This window comes from Streptomyces sp. NPDC058086, assembly GCF_042885015.1.
In the GTDB taxonomy this organism is placed as follows: Bacteria; Actinomycetota; Actinomycetes; order Streptomycetales; family Streptomycetaceae; genus Streptomyces.
This window is the reverse complement of sequence record NZ_JBHVST010000103.1, coordinates 1-18612: the sequence shown is the minus strand read 5'-3', so window position 1 is coordinate 18612 and position 18612 is coordinate 1. Positions and strand designations below refer to the sequence as shown.

The following is an 18612-nucleotide window of genomic DNA, read 5'->3' as shown; positions in this document are numbered from 1 at the left end:
CATGGCGCGGGACTTCTACGAGGTGCTGGGCGTGTCGCGGAGCGCGAGCCAGGACGAGATCCAGCAGGCGTATCGCAAGCTCGCCCGCAGGTACCACCCCGACGTCAACAAGGACCCCGGGGCGGAGGAGCGTTTCAAGGACCTCAACGAGGCATACAGCGTCCTGTCCGATCCCAAGACCCGGGCCCGCTACGACCGCTTCGGCGAGGACTTCCGCAAGATCCCCGAGGACTTCGACGAACGGGTCGCGGCCGGAGCGGGCGGCGGCTTCCGCGGTCGGAGGACTGCAGGCGGTGGCGGTCCTCGCGTCCGGTACACCACCGGCTTCGGCGACGACTTCGGCGCGGAGGGCATCGATGTCGAGGACCTGCTCGGCTCCATGTTCGGAGCCGGCACCGCCCGAGGCGGCGTCCCCGGAGCGGACCAGGAGGCCGAGCTGCCGCTCACCGTCGAGGAGGCGTACCGAGGCGGCCGTCGCACCGTCACGCTCGCCGGTCCCACCGGGCAGCCGCGGCGGTACGAGGTCGACGTGCCGCCGGGCGTCACCGACGGGCAGCGCATCCGGCTGGCGGGCGAGGGCGGCCGCGGCAGCGGTGACGCCGCCGCGGGCGACCTGTACCTGCGGGTGCGTATCCAGCCCCACCCCCGGTTCCGGCTGGACGGCCGCGACGTGCACGTCCAGGTCCCGGTCGCCCCCTGGGAGGCGGCCCTGGGCGCGACCGTGCCGGTGCCCACCCCCGGCGGCGGCACGGCCAAGGTCACGGTGCCCGCGGGTTCGTCCAGCGGCCGGCGGCTGCGGCTGCGTGGCGAGGGCATGCCGAACCCGCGCGGCGCGAACGGCGACCTGTACGCCGAACTCCGCATCGTGGTGCCACCCACCCTCGGCGACCGGGAGCGCGAACTGTTCGAGGAGCTCGCCGCCACTTCCTCGTTCGACCCCAGGAGGACGCGATGAACGACCGACCCGCGGGAGCGGCAGGCATCGGCCGGGCCGACGGGGGCGCCCGTCCGGTACGAACGGGCGCCGACCTCACCGCCTCGACGGCTGTCCGGTACGCGCTCGTGCCCGCCCCCAGGCTCTCCCTCGACGCCGTGGCCCGTCGCTCGGGCCTCCACCCCGATCTGATCCGCCGGTTCGTCGCCCTCGGCCTGATCGACGCCGAACGCGACGCCGCGGGGCGCCTGGTGTTCGACCCCACGGCCCCGGCCGCCCTCGCCCGCGTCCAGCGGCTGCGCACCGGACTCTGCCTCAACTACGCATCCATCGGCCTGGTGCTCGACCTGCTGGACCGCATCAGCCTGCTCGAAGCCGCCCTGCGCGGCCGCGGCATGAGGAGTGAAACACCCCCATGGACATGAACCGTCTCACCCAGAAGTCCCAGGAAGCCCTCCAGGAGGCCCAGACCGCGGCCGGCCGCATGGGGCACACCGAGGTCGACGGGGAACACCTGCTGCTCGCACTTCTCGATCAGGAGGACGGTCTGATCCCGCGGTTGCTGCAACAGGCCGGCACCGAGCCGAAGGAACTGCGCGCGGCCGTGCGCGAGGAACTCTCCCGCCGCCCGAAGGTCACCGGCCCCGGCGCGGCACCCGACCAGGTCTTCGTCACCCAGCGCCTCGCCCGCCTGCTCGACGCCGCCGAACGGGAGGCCAAACGCCTCAAGGACGAGTACGTGTCCGTGGAACACCTCCTGCTCGCCCTGGCTGAGGAGAGCTCTTCAACCGCCGCCGGGCGACTGCTCAAACAGGCCGGCATCACCAGGGACTCGTTCCTGAGCGCGCTCACCCAGGTCCGCGGCAACCAGCGCGTCACCTCCGCCAACCCCGAAGTGGCCTACGAGGCTCTGGAGAAGTACGGCCGCGACCTGGTCCTCGAGGCTCGGTCCGGGCGGCTGGACCCGGTCATCGGCCGTGACGCGGAGATCCGCCGCGTCACCCAGATCCTCAGCCGCAAGACCAAGAACAACCCCGTCCTCATCGGCGACCCCGGCGTCGGCAAGACCGCCATCGTCGAGGGCCTCGCCCAGCGCATCGTCCGCGGCGATGTCCCCGAGGGCCTGCGCGACAAGACGGTGTTCGCCCTCGACATGGGTTCCCTGGTCGCCGGCGCCAAGTACCGCGGCGAGTTCGAGGAACGCCTCAAGGCCGTGCTGTCCGAGGTGAAGGCCGCCCAAGGGCGCATCCTGCTCTTCGTCGACGAACTCCATACCGTCGTAGGAGCGGGCGCCGCGGAAGGGGCCATGGACGCGGGCAACATGCTCAAGCCGATGCTCGCCCGCGGCGAACTCCACATGATCGGCGCCACCACCCTCGACGAGTACCGCAAGCACATCGAGAAGGACGCCGCCCTCGAACGCCGCTTCCAACAGGTCCTGGTCGACGAGCCGAGCGTGGAGGACGCCATCTCCATCCTGCGCGGACTGCGCGAACGCCTCGAGGTCTTCCACGGCGTGAAGATCCAGGACACCGCGCTGGTCTCCGCAGCCACCCTCAGCCACCGCTACATCACCGACCGGTTCCTGCCCGACAAGGCCATCGACCTCGTCGACGAGGCGTGCGCCCGGCTGCGTACCGAGATCGACTCGATGCCCGCCGAACTCGACGAGATCACCCGCCGCGTCACCCGCCTGGAGATCGAGGAGGCGGCCCTGTCCAAGGAGAGCGACCCTGCCAGCAGAACCCGCCTGGAGGAGCTGCGCAGGGAACTGGCCGACCTGCGCGGCGAGGCCGACGCCAAACACGCCCAGTGGGAGGCCGAACGGCAGGCGATCCGCCGCGTGCAGGAACTGCGCCAGGAACTGGAGCAGGTCCGCCACGAGGCGGAGGAGGCCGAACGCGCATACGACCTCAACCGCGCCGCCGAACTCCGCTACGGCCGACTCCGGGACCTGGAGCGCCGACTCGCCGCAGAAGAGGAGCAACTGGCTACCAAACAAGGGCAGAACCGGCTGCTGCGCGAGGTCGTCACCGAGGAGGAGATCGCCGAGATCGTCGCCGCCTGGACCGGCATCCCTGTCGCCCGCCTCCAGGAGGGCGAACGCGAGAAACTGCTGCGCCTCGACGAGATCCTGCGCGAGCGCGTCATCGGTCAGGACGAAGCCGTCAAACTCGTCACCGACGCCATTATCCGCGCCCGCTCCGGCATCCGCGACCCTCGCCGCCCCATCGGCTCGTTCATCTTCCTCGGCCCCACCGGCGTCGGGAAGACCGAGCTGGCCAAGACCCTCGCCCGGACTCTGTTCGACTCCGAGGAGAACATGGTCCGCCTCGACATGAGCGAGTACCAGGAGCGGCACACCGTCAGCAGGCTCATGGGCGCACCGCCCGGATACGTCGGCTACGAGGAGGGCGGCCAGCTCACCGAGGCCGTACGCCGCAAGCCGTACTCGGTCGTGCTGTTCGACGAGATCGAGAAGGCGCACACCGATGTGTTCAACACCCTGCTGCAGATCCTCGACGACGGCCGTATCACCGACGCCCAGGGCCGCACCGTCGACTTCCGCAACACCGTGATCATCATGACGTCGAACATCGGCTCCGAGCACCTCCTCGACGGCGCCACCGCCGAAGGTGAGATCAAGCCCGACGCCCGCGCCCTGGTGATGGGCGAGCTGCGCGGGCACTTCCGCCCGGAGTTCCTCAACCGCGTCGACGACATCGTGCTGTTCAAACCGCTCGGCGAGCGGCAGATCGAGCGGATCGTGGAGCTGCAGTTCGACGAACTGCGGCAGCGGCTCGCCGAACGCCGCATCACCGTCGAGCTCACCGCCGCTGCCCGGGAAGTGATCGCCCACCAAGGCTACGACCCGGTGTACGGGGCCCGGCCGCTGCGGCGTTACATCTCCCACGAGGTCGAGACACTGGTCGGGCGCGCCCTGCTGCGCGGCGACGTCCAGGACGGCGCGACGGTGCGCGTCGACGCCGAGCACGCAGAGCTTGTGGTCACCTACGACCAGCCCGGGGACGTGAAGGGAGCGCGGGCGGCATGAGCACGATGCAGGCGACCACCGTCAGTTGTCCGAACTGCGGGCGCACCAACCGGGTACCCGTGGCCGCCGAGGGCCGCCCCAAGTGCGGCCACTGCAAGCAGCCCCTCCCGTGGATGGTGGACGCGGGCGACAACGACTTCACCGAGGTCGCCGAGCGGGCCGACGTCCCCGTCGTGGTCGACCTGTGGGCCACCTGGTGCGGCCCCTGCCGCATGGTCAGCCCCGCGCTGGAGAAGGTCGCCACCGACCTCGCCGGCCGCATCAAACTCGTCAAGGTCGACATCGACAAGAACCCGCGGCTTTCGCAGCGTTTCGAGGTACAGGCGGTACCGACACTGCTCGTCCTCGACCAGGGCGAGACGGTCGCCCGGCAGGCGGGGGCGGCACCCGCCCCCGCTCTGCGCCAGTGGGTGGAACAGTCGATCACGGCCCGGGAAGGGTGATCCGGATGACACTGCACGCAGACCCCCACCTCGCGCTTGTCCGGCCGGTCCAGCCGCTGACCCCAGAAGGGTGTCAGGAGTGTCTGCTGCTCGGCTCCCCGTGGGTCCACCTGAGGCTCTGCCTGACCTGCGGGCACGTCGGCTGCTGTGACTCCTCGCCGAACAAGCACGCGCGTAGGCACGCAGCTGCCGACGCCCATCCGATCGTGCAGTCGTTCCAGCCCGGCGAGGAATGGCGCTGGTGCTACGTTCACGAGGCGTTCGTCTGATGTGCGGCGACCAGCCGCTGCCGGGCGGAGAACCGGTGCCGGAGGAAGCGGACGAGGCCGTCTTCTGGGAGACCCCGGACATCTACGGCGCGTATCCGCGCCTTACGGAGGACCAGATAGCACGTCTGGCGGAGCACGGGCATCGCCGGAGCATGGCTCCGAACGACGTGCTGATCCAGGAGGGGGAGCGCTGCGAGACGTTCTTCGTCGTCCTCAGCGGTACCGTCGCCGTCGTCGAGGACTACGGCACTCCCGAGGAACACGTGCTGCGCGTGCACGGCCCCGGTCGCTTCATCGGCGAACTCGGGCTGCTGCACGGACAGGTGGCCTTCTACACCGCTGTCGCCAGGGACCCAGGCGAGGTCCTCGTCGTCTCCTTGGCCCAATTGCGCCACCTGGTGTCCCAGGACTCCACCATCGGGGACCTCGTGCTGCGCGCCTGTCTGGGCCGTCGCGCGCTGCTCGTCGGACAGGGCGCCGGCTTCCGCATCATCGGCTCGCGCTACTCGCCCGACACCCGGCGGCTGCGCGAGTTCGCCATCCGCAACCGGCTGCCACACCGCTGGATCGACCTGGAGACCGACGAGGAGGCCGAGGACCTGCTGCGCCGCTTCGGCGTCGGCCCGGAGGAGACACCGCTCGTCATCTGGCGAGACACCACCCTGTTGCGCAACCCCAGCAACGCGGAACTGGCCCGGCTCATCGGCCTGCCGTCACTGCCCGCCGGAAACCGTCACGGCGACGTCCTCATCGTCGGCTCCGGACCCGCCGGCCTCGCTGCCGCGGTGTACGCCGCCTCCGAGGGCCTGAGCACCACCGTGGTGGAGGCGATGGCCACCGGCGGCCAGGCCGCCACGTCATCCCGCATCGAGAATCTGCTCGGCTTCCCCGCCGGCATCTCAGGCGCCGAACTCACCGAACGCGCCGTGCTCCAAGCCGACAAGTTCGGCGCCAGGATCAGCGTTCCGCTGGAGGCGACCGGTCTCCGTCCCAAGGACGAGGACCACTACGTGGTGGCGTTCGCCGACGGCAGCGAGATCGCCGCCCGCGCCGTCGTCCTGGCCACGGGCGCCCGCTACCGCCGGCTCCAGGTGCCCGGCATCGAACGCCTGGAGGGAACGAGCGTCCACTACTCGGCGACCGTCTACGAGGCCCAGCAGTGCCGCACCGACCCGGTGGCCGTCGTCGGCGGAGGCAACTCGGCGGGCCAGGCGGTGCTGTTCCTCGCCGGGTACGCGCCGAAGGTGCACCTGCTGGTCCGAGGACCCAGCCTTGAGGCCAACATGTCCCGCTACCTGGTCGACCAGGTCGAACGCCATCCGCGGGTGGAGGTCATGCTGCACACCGAGGTCACCGAGGTCACCGGCCAGGAGGTGCTGGAGGAGCTCGACGTGGTCGACAACCGCACGGGCGGGCACAGCCGACTCGCGGTACGGGGCCTGTTCGTCTTCACCGGCGCCGACCCCCACACCGAGTGGCTCGCCGGCATCATTGCCCTCGACTCCCGCGGCTTCGTCCTCACCGGCCCGGAGGCCCAGGAAGCCTGCGCCTACCCCGAGGTGTGGCACGGCCGCGGGCGCTCGTGCATGACCCTGGAGACCAGCCTGCCCGGGGTCTTCGCGGTAGGGGACGTCCGTAGCGGCTCGGTGAAACGGGTGGCCTCCGCGGTCGGCGAAGGCGCGATGAGCATCCACTTCGTGCACCGCCACCTGGGCCGCACGGCCGCCCACGGCGGCACCGACAGCTCACCGCACACCCGTCCGAAGGAGTCCGCTTGGCTCGCATGACGCCCAGGAGATGCGGGACCTGCGGGATCTGACGCGGTCACGGACAGCGATGACGCAGGAACGGGCTCGGATGATCCAGCGACTGGAGAAGGTGCTCCAGGACGCCGGGATCAAACTGACATCGGTGGCCTCCCAGGCGTACTCGAAGTCCGCGCGGGCGATCCTGGACGCACTGGTGGAGGGAGAGCGCGATCCAAAGGTCCTGGCCTCGCTGGTCAAGGGCCGCTTGCGGTCCACAAGGGAGAGGCTGGAGGAGGCGAGCAGTTCGTCCGGGACGAGGAAGGCCGCACCGTTCCCGGGTACCCAGGCACTCCGCTCATACCGCATACGCGCAGCGTTCGCCTGTACCGCGGATGCGTTGAGAGCAGGTCACAAGGGTGTGCGCAGTGAGGTTCGGCCGTCGCGCCACGCGGTGAGGAGGTGGTTGCCGAGCCGCTTCTCGGTCCATTCGGTGGCGTCGACGCCGAAGGCGACGTCCCCGTCGAGAGCGGGCTCCGCTGCAAGGAGGCCGCCGACTATATCCCGGCGGACGATCTGCTCGTGGACCGCGTCGGCCTCGACATGCTCGGCGTAGAAGTGGACGGCGGCAGGGCCCGCGCCGACCCGTCGCAGCCCGTCGGCTAGGCGCCGTGAGCCGGGCGACGAGGTGGTCTCCACGGCTGCGAAGTGACCCACCAGCGCTCCGCGCAGCGCCCGGTGGAGTCCGAACAGGGACATGAGATTGACGCTGGCCAGCATCTCCGCACCGGCCGTGTCGACGTAGCGTCCATAGGCGGTGTCCAGATCGAGGTCGGCCATCAGGTCGGCGAACAGGCGGGCGTGGATGCGCTCGGGCCGTCCGGCGCCGAACTCGTCGTACTCCACGGCGACCATCGCGGCCTTCGCGCGTCCCGTCAGTCTCGGGATGACCCAGGCGTGCGGGTCGGCTTCCTTCAGGTGGTAGAGGGAGCGTTGGGCCGCGTACTCGCGGAACTGCCACAACTCACCTCGGTTCTTCAGGAATTGGGAGGGACCGTCGGTGTCGACGGGTTCCACGAGGAGGTCCGCGAGAGCTTCTTCGGCCGTGCGCGGCGATCCGATGTCGGCGCGCAACGCGGACAGGAAGCGGTGCTCCATCTCCGCCCGCAGCCGCAGCAGGCCGGGCTCCCACTCCCACGCGGGGTCGACGCCGGCGAAGCCGCGGTAGTGGAGTTCGTAGCAGAGGTAGAGCGCCAGCTGCAGATCGTCCCCGTACGGGTCCGCGTGCGCTGCCGTCACCCGCTGCGGCAGCGGCGTCCCGGCAGGACGGGTCAGGGCCTGGCGGACCGTGCGGGAGAGCTCACCCCTACTCCGCGGCAGTGCGGGGCCAGTGGCACGGTCGTGGGCGGCGGGTGTTGCGGTGCTGGTCATGTGATCCCCCTCTTCTGCCGGGCGCGGTGACTGGTGTCGCACCAGGGATAGGCCCGACTGCGCCGGCAGACGCAGAGCGCGACGGTGAACCGGTCCGAACGCACGGTTCGACCGTCGTCGAGCACGACCTCGACCGGTCCTTCTACGAGGATCGGGCCGTCGCTCGTCAGCGTGACGCGGCACGACCGTTCAGCGGGTTCGTTCGGCACGGATGATCACCAGCTCTTCCTTCTCCTCACCGACGTCGACGAGCCCCTGCTCGCGCAGCCACGCCCCTCGCGAGCGGAGCACCGGACCGAACGGCACGAGACGCCGGTCGGTCACCCGGGCTGCGAGTCCCGACCGCTCCAAAGTGGCCAGGGTCGGTGCGATGCCGCACAGGGCGGAGTGCACGAGCAGCAGCACCCCGCCGGACCGCAGTGACGTGTGCGCGCGGCGGCATATCCGGTCCAGCAGGAGGCGTCCGTCCACACCCGCGTCCCACGCCACCGCGGCGCGATGGCGGCGCGGGACGGGCCCGGGCGCCGGGACATAGGGTGGGTTGCTCACCACCAGGTCGAACCGGCGGCCGGCGACCGGGCCGAACAGGTCACCGTGGAGGACTTCGACGGGCAGTCGGGCGAGCCGGGCGTTGAACCGGGTGGCGAGGACCGCCCGGTAGGTCCTGTCGACGGCAGTGACAAGGGCGCCCCGCCGGGCGGCGGCCAGCGCGAGGGCACCCGAACCAGTCCCGATGTCCAGGACAGCGGCCCCCGCGGCCACGTCTTCCCGGTCCAGGGCCCGGGTCAGCAACTCGGTGTCGTGCTGGGGGGCATACACCCGCCACGGAGCCACCACTCCGCCTTCGTATCGCGCTGTCACGTCGAGCACACCTACACCTCGCAAGCCCGCGCCCCGAGCTGTCACCGTACGCACCCGCCGGGTGGCTCAATGCGAGGGGGCGCCTCACGGGCGAGCCTCGTAGGCCACACCCGACCAATGCGTCACTGCTCCGAGTGCCCGACTGAAGAGACCTCACACGGCCCAGCGGGCACTTCTACGATCATCCGGGCGCCGCAGCCGCACACCGACAGCGCGCGGAGTGACCCGGTATCCGTTCACTTGAGGCGGGAGCCAAGTACCGTGACCGATCTTGATCCCTTCACCGACCTGCTCAACTATCCGATGTATGTCGTGACTGCGGAGGCCGGCGGGGACAGAGCTGGCTGCCTGGTCTGATTCGCCTCGCAGTGCTCGATCGGGCCCGCCCGGTTCGTGGTCTGGCTGTCCAAAGCCAACCGGACGTGCCGGGTCGCCGAGCGTGCCGAACGTCTCGCGGTCCATCTCCTGCGCCGCGACCAGAACCGGCTGGCCCGGCTCTTCGGCGGCGAGACCGGCGACCGCACCGACAAGTTCACCCACGTCCCCTGGCATCCAGGACCGGGCGGATCGCTGATCCTCGACGAGGCCCCCGCCTGGTTCGTCGGCCGGGTGGAGAGCCGGATCGACGGCGGAGACCCCGTCGGTTTCCTGCTCGCTCCGGAGGCGGCGGGCAACCTCGCGGGCAACACAACCCCGCTGCTGACGCTGAACGACACCCATGACATCACCCCGGGCCACCCTGCGGACTGAGCTATCGGCCGAGCGTAACCGGGCGGCACCGAACGAGATCCGCCGGCGGGCACCTCCGACGAGCGGATCACTGACGCGGCTGTGGTCCCCCGGTCAGTCCGATCGCTCCACCGCGACCAGGACCGGCCGGTCCGGCCTTTCGACGGCGGAACTGGCGACCACACCGACAAGTTCGAGTTGACCGACGTCCTCTGACACTTCGGGCCGGGCAGGTCGCCGCCCCGGCCTGGCGGGCCGGCCGCGTGGAGAGGCTGATCGACTGCAGCGGCTACAGGCGATGTGAGTGGTCTCCGTCCCAGATCCCCACGCATCTCCTGAACTTGCCCCCGGGCACGCGGCAGCCCCGGGACTCGTCGAAGAGTCCCGGGGCCATGGTGCTCGGAGCAGCTGTCGGATCAGATCTGCGGGCCGCCGAACGGGGCGCCACCCGTGCCGTAGTAGGTGCCCAGTTCGTCGTGGTAGCCCGGGTCGCCGAGGTGCTTCTCCCGGTCGAACTCCGGGGCGTCCTTGATCTGTTGCTTGGCAAGGCCGACGAAGACCTTCTTCTCGTTCGGGTCGATACTCACGACCGTGCTCGCCGGGAGCATGACCTCCTTGCCGAAGATCCACATGCCGGTGTCGACCACCAGGTAGGCGTCACCGACCTCGTCGGAGTGCTTGTCGACCTTGCCGATGCTGCCGTCCGTGGCCTCGACCTTGTATCCAGTGAGGTCGGCGCCCGCAAGACGACCCGCGGTCGACTTGTAATTCCACACATTCTCAGTCACGCGAAAACAACTCCTCCGGTAAACGGAGGACGGCAGGGATTCCCGCCGATCCTCCTTTTCCGCACGTCATACACAGCGGTTTCTTCGACCGCCTCGGTTGCGAGTGCCCGTCATCCCGGGCTATACGCCCCGCATTCAAGCCAGAATCCATAACTCTCTCCAGCCCTTGCGCGGGAAATATTTCCGGCGGTCAACTACCAGCGATACCAGCGGCCACTCCCACCCTTCGGACGTGCGACGAAGCCGACGAGCCACACGACAAGCACGACGATCGCGACCCACCACAGAATCTTCAGCGCGAAACCCGCACCGAAGAGAATCAGGGCCAACAGAAGAACGAGAAGCAGGGGAATCATAATTGTCAACCTCCGAACCGCCGTGTGCCCACCAGTTCCCCGTCCACGCCTACAGGCTCGTAACAGGATTTTTTTTGAGGGGTCCCCGTCGGGCGTGACTGGTGTCACGCTTCGGCGGTCCGTAGCGGTCTGAGTACCCGGCCGCGGATAGCGGACGACGACTTGTGGAATCCGGCGGGACGGCACCAAGCGCTGTACGCGGGCCTGATCCGGCTTCAAGGTCACGGCACGGACACGGTCTCCTCACTTGGCAGCTGCGGGACCGGGTGAGTCCTGGACCAATCCGGGTGTGTGAGCGGTTTCGGATCACGGGTGAGCGGGCCGGCGCCTACTCCGGACGCAGCTCGGTGACGGTCCAGTACCCGTGAGCGCACATGGGAGCGGGTCTTCAGCGTCACGATCAGCGCGCCGGATATTCACGGCCCGGACCACGCATGCCAGGGGACCTGGTGGGACACCCGGGGGACGAGTTGCTTGACCGACAAGGAGCCCCGTCCGAGATGACCTCCCATCACTCAGATACTGGGGTGTGCTCCCAAACGCAGCGCCGCCTGTCGACAGCGGCGCGCGTCGGGCAGCGAAACCTTCGACGTTCACTTCGGCCGGGTCCCCGCGACCATAGCCGGATCACGACGCCCTGCGCCCCGGTCGTCCGCCGCACATGGCGTAATCCATGGTCACCAGCGCGGGGCCCGCCCGTGGAAGCGCCACGCCCGGCCCCTCCGACGTGCACCATGGTCCGGGTCCGGACGAGCCCCCTTTCATGCCCAGGTGAGGACAAGGTGGAGGACGAGTCATGCCGCGAGCGCGTGAAGAAGCCCGTTTCAGACATCCGCGGCACGAGCGCCGCGGAGAGGCTCGGTTGCCAGGTGTGACAGCGACCCTCATCGCGGTCGCGCTGTACCTGTTCCTGCCTCAGCAGCTCCTGATCGCCCCGCGCTATGTGCTGCCTGCTCTGGAGTGTGTGCTGCTCGTACCTCTCGTAGCGATCAACCCACGACGGCTGACTCGACAGACACGGGCGTTCCGTGTCCTGTCGCTGACGCTCGTGGCCGTGATCGCGGCAAGCAACCTCCTCGCGCTGGGAACTCTGATCCATGAGCTGGTGTCCGCCGAGGTGAAGGACGGCCAGGCGCTGTTGGTGGCCTCGTTGCAGATCTGGCTCACCAACGTCATTGTCTTCGGTCTGGCCTATTGGGAGCTGGACCGTGGCGGCCCGGTCAGCAGGACCCAGGTGGCCCGTGAAGAGCTACCGTTGGCGGACTTCCGATTCTCGCAGGACGAGAACGACGACGCCGTCCAGGAGGTCTCCGACGGCTCCAGCAGGACATCCGACTGGGTGCCCACCCTGATGGACTACCTCTACGTGTCGGTGACCAACTCCACGGCGTTCAGCCCCACGGACACCATGCCACTCTCCTCACGCGCCAAGTTCCTGATGAGCGTGCAGAGCGTCGCCGCTCTCCTGACCTCGCTCCTCGTGATCGCCCGCGCAGTCAGCATTCTGCGCTGAAGGCGTTTTCGGCCCGCTTTCCCGGTCGGTAGGCGTCCGGCGCAAATGCAGTCCGCTTCAGGGCCAACTCGATGTCCGGGGGCCTGGAACCACTCGCCTGGACAGCGGCTCCTCGCTCCCCTGAGTGAGCGCCGCGACCTGGCACCTGAGAACCGGCAAGAGCGCGCAGAGCGAGTCTCCGGAACCTTGGTCTACCTGCCGGCCGCAGACTTGTGCGGTCCTGCCAGATTGCTGCCGGCGCGTATCCGCTCCAACTTGCCGCCCGCCGAGGAGACATGCATCCGACCCGCGGGGCAGGAGGAGGTCACCCCGTTCTCCACCGAAGGCGACGCAGTGATCCTCTCCGTGAACGCCCGCGAGACCAGCGCCACCACCACGGAATCACCTGCCGTAGCGGATGGCCTGCCCTGGATCGAGGACGGCGGCAAGGTCGCTCCCAAGGACGCACGCGACTTGTCCCGGCTCTTCCTCGATCATCTCCAGATCCCGGAGGAAGGCACCCACGAGCACCAGTACGCCCGCAACACCCTGATCGAGATGAACCTGTCCCTGGTGAGTTTCGCGGCTCGCCGATTCCGCAACCGTGGCAACGGTGACATGGAGGATGTAATCCAGATCGGCACGATCGGCCTGATCAAGGCCGTCGACCGCTTCGACCTGCCCCGTGAGTTCGAGTTCACCTCGTTCGCGATCCCCTACATCGTCGGCGAGATCAGTTGGTTCTTCCGCGATACCACTTGGGCCGTTCACGTCCCACGGCGCCTGCAGGAACTCCGCGTCACGCGCTCGGCCCTCTGCTCCAGCAACTCGACAACCGCGAACGGTTCATCATCGAGCTGCGCTTCGGCCAGAAGATGGCCCAGGCCGAGATCGGCCGCGAACTGCACGTCTCCCAGATGCACGTATCCCGACTGCTGAGCGGCATCCTGGCCAAGCTCCGCACCGGCCTTCTGCCCGGGTGAGCCCACCGATCTCACCGGGGGCCGACCATGCGGTGACACTCTTGCCCATCGGTTCGAGCCGGACCTGGAATGCCTGAACGACGGTCATGACAATTTCCAGCCCGTGCTGACCCACCCTCACGAATCACCCGGGCGAGCCTCGGGACATACCCTGGCGCTGTCCCGAACGGTCACCTCCACCAGGTCATCGGCGGTGATCAACTCCATCCGCAGCGGTCCGGGAGCGCATTTGCAGGCGTTGGTGACCAGTTCGCTGACCACCAACCGCGCGAGATCCGTCGACCGCCGGATGCCTGGTGGTGAGGGCGTCGATGCAGACTGTCGCCGGACTGACACACGCCCTCGGCCGCTATTCCGGTCTGCCCAGGGACCAGTCGGACACGTCCGTGAGCCGCCCGCGCCACAGGGGCATGACGACAGGCCCGCCGATTCCGGCAAGGCCGGTGGCATCACGCATATGGACCCACTGCGGTAGCCGCTGCGAGACCAGGTGCCCCTGCTTGTCGGCGACCGTTTCGTCAACCTGCTCTGCGAACCGTTCCAGGAAGTTCGCGCCGGGCCCGTCGATGCCGCGCAGGCCACGCGCCCAGTCGTCCCGCCACCTCTCGTGGGAGATCAGGTCGCCGTGGAGGAAGCTGCCCCCGACGATCAGTGTGATGGGAAGAGCGGCCCGGGGATCCTGCCCGACCAGCCGTATCAGCATCTGCAGTTGGACGTCCGGCACCGGCTCGGTGATGACGGGTGCAGCCGGCTGGTGTAGTGGTTGGCTGCGGGTGAGCGGGGCAGGGGCGCAGGGATGTCATGCGGGAAGCACGCCCGTACTGGAGCTCGGTGAGGGTGCGGGTGAGCAGGTGGGAGATGCGCATCGCGGAGACGTACAGCGCGCGGCCGACCTCCGCGGCCCAGCTCAGCCGCGAGCGCCGCGCGAGCCAGCGGCCAGGGGGCTCTTGCGCCTCCGGGTGAGGGCAAGCGCACGGCTCGGGAGGGGCTGTAGCTTCGCTCTGCTGCCCGAATCGGTCCATCGGTCTCGAAAAAGGCGCCTCGCGTGCGAGGCATTCGGGTGTCAGGAGCCCCTGAAGGGGACTTGGCAGTCAGGCCGGGTTCAGCGGTTCCCCATGAGGCTGGCTTGGCTCAGGCTTCTCTGGTTCGGCCCGCGAGCTGGAGAAGCCGCCGCGTCAGGACAGGCTGCCTTCTTCGCAGACCCGGCTGGCGACCTCGCGGAGCTTGATGTTGTTCGCCTGCGAGTAGCGGCGCAGCACGCTGAACGCTTCCTCCTCGGTGAGGTGGTGGCTGCCCATGATGATGCCCATGGCCTCGCCGATGAGGTGACGGGTGGCGACGGCCTTTTCCATCTGGGCATGTGTGCGGGCGGCAGAGAAAGCGACCGCGGCGTGGGAGGCCAGCAGCAATGCCGCCAGCTCGCTGTCGTCCGTGAACGCGCCGGGCCGACGGGAGTAGAAGTTCAGCGCGCCGAGGTCCTCGTCCTCGGTGAACAGCAGGAAGCCCATCATGCTGCCCACGCCGAGCTGATGTGCCTGAGGGGCGAAGGTAGGCCAGCGCTGCTTCTCCCTGGTGAGATCCGCGATGCGGAACATGCGCTCGCCCTGCGAGCTGTGTGCGGCATCGAAGCATGGTCCTTCGCCCAGCTGCTGTTGCACCAGGTCGCTGTCAGTGACCAGGGAATGGGTGGCAGCGAGGGTCTCCACCTTCGTGTCATGCACTACCAGGATGCCGGCCGCGTCACAGCCCTCGACCAGTTCGGTGGACGACGCGGTGATCCGCTCAAGCGTGGCGTCCACCGAATCCTGCGCCAGCAGATCCCGTGCCATCGCTGCCATCTGCTGCCCGAACCGACTCCAATCCACGGTGTCCTCCGCTACTCGTCCCGCCCCGGACAAGCCTCCTACCCAGCCTTTCACGCAAGCTGCACGATTCGAAGAGTGCGCAGGTCAGGGGCCGCTTCCTACGGTTCAGAGCCGTTGTGCGCGGTGCAGGAGAGTGTGCAGTCCGTGGGGCCGTAGCGCGGCTCGGGCGGCGTTCGCTCCGGGGGCTCCGTGGACTCCTCCGCCGGGGTGAGCGGATGCGGAGGCGAGGTAGAGGCCCTTCAGGGGGGTCTCGGGTCGGCCGGTTCCGGGGACGGGGCGGAAGACGGCCTGTTGGTACAGGGCGGTGGTGCCGTTGTTGATGGCACCGTTGTGGAGGTTCTCGTCCATGGCCTGGAGGGTGGTGGGGGCCAGGATCCGGCGGGCGAGGATCCGGGGGCGGAATCCGGGCGCGAACCGCTCCACCTGGGCCTCGATGCGGTCCGCCATGGCTTCCTGTTCGCGGGCGTCCCAGCGGCCGGTGATGCCGTCGGGGCCGGCGTCGGAGGTGATGCGCTGCGGGACATGGGTGTAGGCCCACGCCGACTCCGTGCCCGCGGGCGAGCGGCTGGGATCCGCCGTGGTCATTTGTCCGAACAGGGCGAACGGCTCGTCGGGGATCTGCCCCATGGCGATCTGCGAGGCGAACCGGGTCAGGCTGTCCATGCCGTCGGCCACGTGGACCGTCCCCGCGCCGGAGGCTTGCGGGGCCGTCCACGGCACCGGGCCGGTCAGGGCCCAGTCGACCTTGAAGGTCGCGAAGTCCCATTGGAAGCGTTCCAGGTCCCGAAAGAGACGGGAGGGAAGGTGTTCCTCCCCCACGAGCTCCTGGTACAGGGCCGGCGCCGACGTGTCCGCGAGCACGGCGCGGCGCGCGCTGACGGTCTCGCCGCCTGCCGTCCTGACGCCCACCGCCCTGCCGCCCCGTACCACGACGGACACCGCGCGTTCCCCGCACCGCAGGACGCCCTCGCGGTGCAGCAGCCGGCTCACGAGCGCCGCGGTCAGGGCGCCGGCCCCGCCGACGGGTACCGGGAAGCCGTGGCTCTGTCCAAGCATCGACATGAGCCAGCCGAATCCGCCGCTGCCCACCGCCTCGGGAGCCAGGTCGGCGTGCAGGGCGTTCCCTGCCAGCAGGAGCCGTCCTCCCTCGCCCCGGAACTCCTCGTCACCCAGGCGGCGCACCGGCAGGGCCAGGCTGCGGGCCAGCCGCAGGCCGCCCGCGGCCCGGAACTTCGCCGCCAGACGGAGCCCGGAGCGCACTGGAGGGAAAGGCGTGAACATGGCCTGCACCAGGTCCTGCCCGACACGGCTCCATGCCTCGTACATGTCCCGCCAGGCATCGCCGTCACCCGCCGCGAACGTGTCCAGCCCCGCTGCGGTCTCCCGCACCCGGCGCTCCAGCACGGCGCATCTCCCGTCCCTCAGCGGGTGGGCCAGCACGCGCGGGGCGTGGCTCCATCGCAGTCCCTCCGCGGCGAGATCCAGGCCGGAGAGGACCGGGGACACGGCGGCGAGCGGGTAGAAGGCGCTGAAAAGATCGGAGACGTAGTCGGGGTGGACACCGCGATCGCTGCGCACGGCGCCCCCAGGCTCCTGCTGCGCCTCCAGGACTTCCACGCTCCACCCGGCATCGGCCAGCAGATTGGCCGCCACCAGCCCATTGGGACCGGCGCCGATCACCACCGCGTCAGGCATGGCGGGCCCCGGCGTGCCCCTGCTCGACGGAACCCTGTTCCACGAGCCTGGCCAGGCGGGCCAGCATGCCCCGATGCCGCAGCAGGAACAGCGCTTCACTCGCGGCGTTGTGGAGGGTGCCTCCCAGGCCGCGCAGGGGGTGCTCGTCACAGATGACGAGGGTTTCCTCCTCGCCCCACGGCCTGAGCTGGAGGAAGATCCGCGCGGTCCCCAGCTGATTGAACGAAGCTTCCAGCTCCAGCTCACTTCCGGATTCCTGGTGCCGGACCGTAGTCACCCCGTCGGCCGACCAGGGCCCCAGCCGCACGGTGTAGCGGAGCCTGGATCCGACAGCGGGCCAGGTCTGGTCGAGTGGCACGGACCGGGTAGGCCCTACCACCCACTCTCCGTAACAAGTGGGATCGGCCAGCACCGCCCATACCGCGTGTGGGGGACGCCGGATCAGCTGATGCAGGACGGCCACGGAGGAGCCCCTTCCGCGGGAACGGACGATGTCTCACACAGCCGCATCGCGCGGCACTCGGAACGCCTGCGTGTTTTCGTACCGGCGCTCGCACAGGGCTGGACCACTCAGGCACGGCTGACAGCTTCATCCGCCATGCGGTGTCACGGCCATGGTGCGCGTACTCGAATGGCCTCGCATCTCGCCGAGGCCAGAGGCGAGTGCGGCGCAGCGCCGACCGGGAGCCGGACAGGACCACCGGTCATCCATGCCCACTGCGACGAAGCAGCTCCGGTGAGCCGCGGAGCACCGAAGTGGCGAAGCTCAGGATGCACATCCAAATGGCCCCTGATACCGAGGACTGAGATAAGCCTGCGTGGAGCCGCTGCGAACGCACTGCGCTTTGCGCAGCGGCTGCGGGGTGGTGGCGTCCCGAAGGAGAACATCACGCTGGGAACGCCGAAGAAACGGTCCGCGTAGTCTCGTTCCCCTCACCATGGCACAGACGCCACGTCAGCCCGCTGGACTCGAAACAGGTCCGCTGGCCAGGAAAAATGGAAGAGCTCAACTCGAGTACCAGCGTCGGCGTTGGGCCGTGATCATGCCGATGTTGAGTGAAGAACGACACCCGCGACCGCCGGGTGGCTCACGCCAGGCCGCCCTTACCGGCCCGGCGGCAACCGGTCGATGCCCCAGCGGAGCGACAGACCCCCGAACGCTGAGATCAGGGCAATCCGGCGCTGTCGAGGCTGAGCAGTTCCATGAGCTGGGGCCGGTGCAGGCCGGCGATGTTCTCCAGCAGGTCGGGATGGCGCAGCAGAGGCGCGGCCTCGGTGTCCCACTTCCCGGGGGCGGTCAGCCGCCGCAGGCCGCCGGTGGTCTGGTGCTCGCTCACGGCGAGGGCCTGGCGGGCGGCGCGGTCGGCCAGGGCGGGGTCGGCCAGGAGGCAGGCCGCCCAGCTGACGACGGTTTCGTCGATCCAGGTGCGCCAGGCGATGTCGTCGGGCCGCGGCTCGCATCCGGTGAGCCAGTCGAGCCGATGGGACCCGCTGGGTGCGAGCAGGTGAAGCAGTTGCACGTCGAGGTCGGTGGGGTACCGCAGGGTGGCGGCGAGAGTGACGGCCTGCCGGGCCTGGGCCTCGGCCAGCGCGCGACTGAGCGCGCCGCCGGGGGCGGGGTAGGCGGTCAGGAGCCAGCGGGTGGAGGCAGCTATGACAGGTGTCAGGTCGTCGGTCACGGCGGTCGGTCCCTTGGGAACATGCTCGCCTGTGTCCGGCAGATCGGTTTCGCGAGCTGGTCTCGCGGAGCCGCGCTGCCCCGCTCGTGACGTATCAGCTTAGGCAGCCGGACCCGAAGTGAAAATGAGCCGCGTCACAGGTTGCCTGGCATCCGGGTTCCGGGCCGGGACCGCACGGGGGGGGGCCCGGCCCGCGGGGAAGGCGCGTGGGGGTGGGGGCCCCGGGGGGGAGGACAATGGGCGGCCCGGGTTGTAAAATCCGGGCCCCGGCCCACCGGCGGGGCCCC

General features: G+C 69.3%; 17 protein-coding genes and 2 pseudogenes. 9 read left to right on the top strand and 10 right to left on the bottom strand.

Going from position 1 to position 18612, the window contains the following annotated elements; translation table 11 throughout:
* Position 1 precedes the first annotated feature (1 nt).
* The 6 genes from ACFVWD_RS46175 to ACFVWD_RS46150 are packed head-to-tail and all read left to right on the top strand — an operon-like array spanning position 2 to position 6488.
* Positions 2-955: a DnaJ C-terminal domain-containing protein gene (locus tag ACFVWD_RS46175; protein WP_389604240.1), complete on the top strand. Its 954-nt coding sequence runs from the start codon at positions 2-4 to the stop codon at positions 953-955.
* Positions 952-1359, top strand: coding sequence for a chaperone modulator CbpM (locus ACFVWD_RS46170; RefSeq protein ID WP_389604238.1), 408 nt, complete (start codon positions 952-954; stop codon positions 1357-1359). Before ACFVWD_RS46175 ends, ACFVWD_RS46170 begins: the two co-directional genes overlap by 4 nt.
* The gene (gene clpB, locus ACFVWD_RS46165; RefSeq protein WP_389604236.1) at positions 1350-3989 is read left to right on the top strand and encodes an ATP-dependent chaperone ClpB; all 2640 of its coding nucleotides are present in this window, start codon (positions 1350-1352) and stop codon (positions 3987-3989) included. The genes ACFVWD_RS46170 and clpB overlap by 10 nt, the downstream gene beginning before the upstream one ends.
* Positions 3986-4432, top strand: a complete 447-nt coding sequence (gene trxA, locus ACFVWD_RS46160) for a thioredoxin (protein ID WP_389604234.1) — start codon at positions 3986-3988, stop codon at positions 4430-4432. The genes clpB and trxA overlap by 4 nt, the downstream gene beginning before the upstream one ends.
* A 5-nt stretch (positions 4433-4437) precedes the next feature.
* Positions 4438-4701: a UBP-type zinc finger domain-containing protein gene (locus tag ACFVWD_RS46155; RefSeq protein ID WP_067378125.1), complete on the top strand. Its 264-nt coding sequence runs from the start codon at positions 4438-4440 to the stop codon at positions 4699-4701.
* Positions 4701-6488 (top strand): FAD-dependent oxidoreductase, encoded by a 1788-nt coding sequence (locus tag ACFVWD_RS46150; RefSeq protein ID WP_389604232.1) that lies wholly within the window; start codon positions 4701-4703, stop codon positions 6486-6488. Before ACFVWD_RS46155 ends, ACFVWD_RS46150 begins: the two co-directional genes overlap by 1 nt.
* Positions 6489-6857: 369 nt before the next feature.
* Here the strand turns inward: ACFVWD_RS46150 and ACFVWD_RS46145 are convergent, their stop codons facing one another.
* The 3 genes from ACFVWD_RS46145 to ACFVWD_RS46135 are packed head-to-tail and all read right to left on the bottom strand — an operon-like array spanning position 6858 to position 8738.
* Entirely contained in the window at positions 6858-7877 is a 1020-nt protein-coding gene (locus ACFVWD_RS46145) for an iron-containing redox enzyme family protein (RefSeq protein ID WP_389604230.1), read from the bottom strand.
* A complete protein-coding gene (locus tag ACFVWD_RS46140) occupies positions 7874-8086 on the bottom strand; it encodes a CDGSH iron-sulfur domain-containing protein (protein WP_389604228.1) in 213 nt (70 codons plus the stop codon). The genes ACFVWD_RS46145 and ACFVWD_RS46140 overlap by 4 nt, the downstream gene beginning before the upstream one ends.
* Positions 8067-8738: a HemK2/MTQ2 family protein methyltransferase gene (locus ACFVWD_RS46135; RefSeq protein WP_389604226.1), complete on the bottom strand. Its 672-nt coding sequence runs from the start codon at positions 8736-8738 to the stop codon at positions 8067-8069. The genes ACFVWD_RS46140 and ACFVWD_RS46135 overlap by 20 nt, the downstream gene beginning before the upstream one ends.
* Before the next feature lie 261 nt (positions 8739-8999).
* On the opposite strand from ACFVWD_RS46135, the pseudogene ACFVWD_RS46130 reads away from it, so the two are divergent.
* Positions 9000-9488: pseudogene (locus tag ACFVWD_RS46130) on the top strand (flavin reductase family protein).
* 395 nt (positions 9489-9883) lie between these two features.
* Here ACFVWD_RS46130 and ACFVWD_RS46125 read toward each other — a convergent pair.
* Entirely contained in the window at positions 9884-10255 is a 372-nt protein-coding gene (locus ACFVWD_RS46125; RefSeq protein WP_389604224.1) for a PRC-barrel domain containing protein, read from the bottom strand.
* A gap of 194 nt (positions 10256-10449) precedes the next feature.
* Complete coding sequence (locus tag ACFVWD_RS46120) at positions 10450-10611, bottom strand: hydrophobic protein (RefSeq protein ID WP_381964626.1); 162 nt, start codon at positions 10609-10611, stop codon at positions 10450-10452.
* Positions 10612-11482: 871 nt separating this feature from the next.
* On the opposite strand from ACFVWD_RS46120, the gene ACFVWD_RS46115 reads away from it, so the two are divergent.
* Positions 11483-12124 carry a hypothetical protein gene (locus ACFVWD_RS46115; RefSeq protein WP_381964628.1) on the top strand — a complete coding sequence of 214 codons (642 nt, stop codon included), beginning with the start codon at positions 11483-11485 and terminating at the stop codon, positions 12122-12124.
* Between the two features lie 336 nt (positions 12125-12460).
* Positions 12461-13086, top strand: a pseudogene (locus tag ACFVWD_RS46110) (sigma factor-like helix-turn-helix DNA-binding protein).
* A 349-nt stretch (positions 13087-13435) separates the two neighbouring features.
* Here the strand turns inward: ACFVWD_RS46110 and ACFVWD_RS46105 are convergent.
* The 5 genes from ACFVWD_RS46105 to ACFVWD_RS46085 all read right to left on the bottom strand — a co-directional run bounded on the left by ACFVWD_RS46105 (position 13436) and on the right by ACFVWD_RS46085 (position 18325).
* Complete coding sequence (locus ACFVWD_RS46105; protein WP_389604263.1) at positions 13436-13789, bottom strand: hypothetical protein; 354 nt, start codon at positions 13787-13789, stop codon at positions 13436-13438.
* Between the two features lie 472 nt (positions 13790-14261).
* Positions 14262-14951, bottom strand: coding sequence for a GAF and ANTAR domain-containing protein (locus ACFVWD_RS46100; protein WP_389604222.1), 690 nt, complete (start codon positions 14949-14951; stop codon positions 14262-14264).
* A 105-nt stretch (positions 14952-15056) separates the two neighbouring features.
* Positions 15057-16646, bottom strand: coding sequence for a phytoene desaturase family protein (locus ACFVWD_RS46095; RefSeq protein ID WP_389604220.1), 1590 nt, complete (start codon positions 16644-16646; stop codon positions 15057-15059).
* Complete coding sequence (locus tag ACFVWD_RS46090) at positions 16639-17109, bottom strand: SRPBCC family protein (RefSeq protein ID WP_389604219.1); 471 nt, start codon at positions 17107-17109, stop codon at positions 16639-16641. Before ACFVWD_RS46090 ends, ACFVWD_RS46095 begins: the two co-directional genes overlap by 8 nt.
* Positions 17110-17812: 703 nt before the next feature.
* Entirely contained in the window at positions 17813-18325 is a 513-nt protein-coding gene (locus ACFVWD_RS46085) for a hypothetical protein (RefSeq protein ID WP_381967369.1), read from the bottom strand.
* Between the last annotated feature and the right edge of the window lie 287 nt (positions 18326-18612).

Excerpts from the sequence above, each read along its gene's own strand:
- ACFVWD_RS46105 (WP_389604263.1), bottom strand. The coding sequence starts at position 13,789 with ATGCTGATACGGCTGGTCGGGCAGGATCCCCGGGCCGCTCTTCCCATC.
- ACFVWD_RS46095 (WP_389604220.1), bottom strand. The coding sequence starts at position 16,646 with ATGCCTGACGCGGTGGTGATCGGCGCCGGTCCCAATGGGCTGGTGGCG.
- ACFVWD_RS46150 (WP_389604232.1), top strand. The coding sequence starts at position 4,701 with ATGTGCGGCGACCAGCCGCTGCCGGGCGGAGAACCGGTGCCGGAGGAA.
- ACFVWD_RS46120 (WP_381964626.1), bottom strand. The coding sequence starts at position 10,611 with ATGATTCCCCTGCTTCTCGTTCTTCTGTTGGCCCTGATTCTCTTCGGT.
- ACFVWD_RS46155 (WP_067378125.1), top strand. The coding sequence starts at position 4,438 with ATGACACTGCACGCAGACCCCCACCTCGCGCTTGTCCGGCCGGTCCAG.
- clpB (WP_389604236.1), top strand. The coding sequence starts at position 1,350 with ATGGACATGAACCGTCTCACCCAGAAGTCCCAGGAAGCCCTCCAGGAG.
- trxA (WP_389604234.1), top strand. The coding sequence starts at position 3,986 with ATGAGCACGATGCAGGCGACCACCGTCAGTTGTCCGAACTGCGGGCGC.
- ACFVWD_RS46175 (WP_389604240.1), top strand. The coding sequence starts at position 2 with ATGGCGCGGGACTTCTACGAGGTGCTGGGCGTGTCGCGGAGCGCGAGC.
- ACFVWD_RS46170 (WP_389604238.1), top strand. The coding sequence starts at position 952 with ATGAACGACCGACCCGCGGGAGCGGCAGGCATCGGCCGGGCCGACGGG.
- ACFVWD_RS46145 (WP_389604230.1), bottom strand. The coding sequence starts at position 7,877 with ATGACCAGCACCGCAACACCCGCCGCCCACGACCGTGCCACTGGCCCC.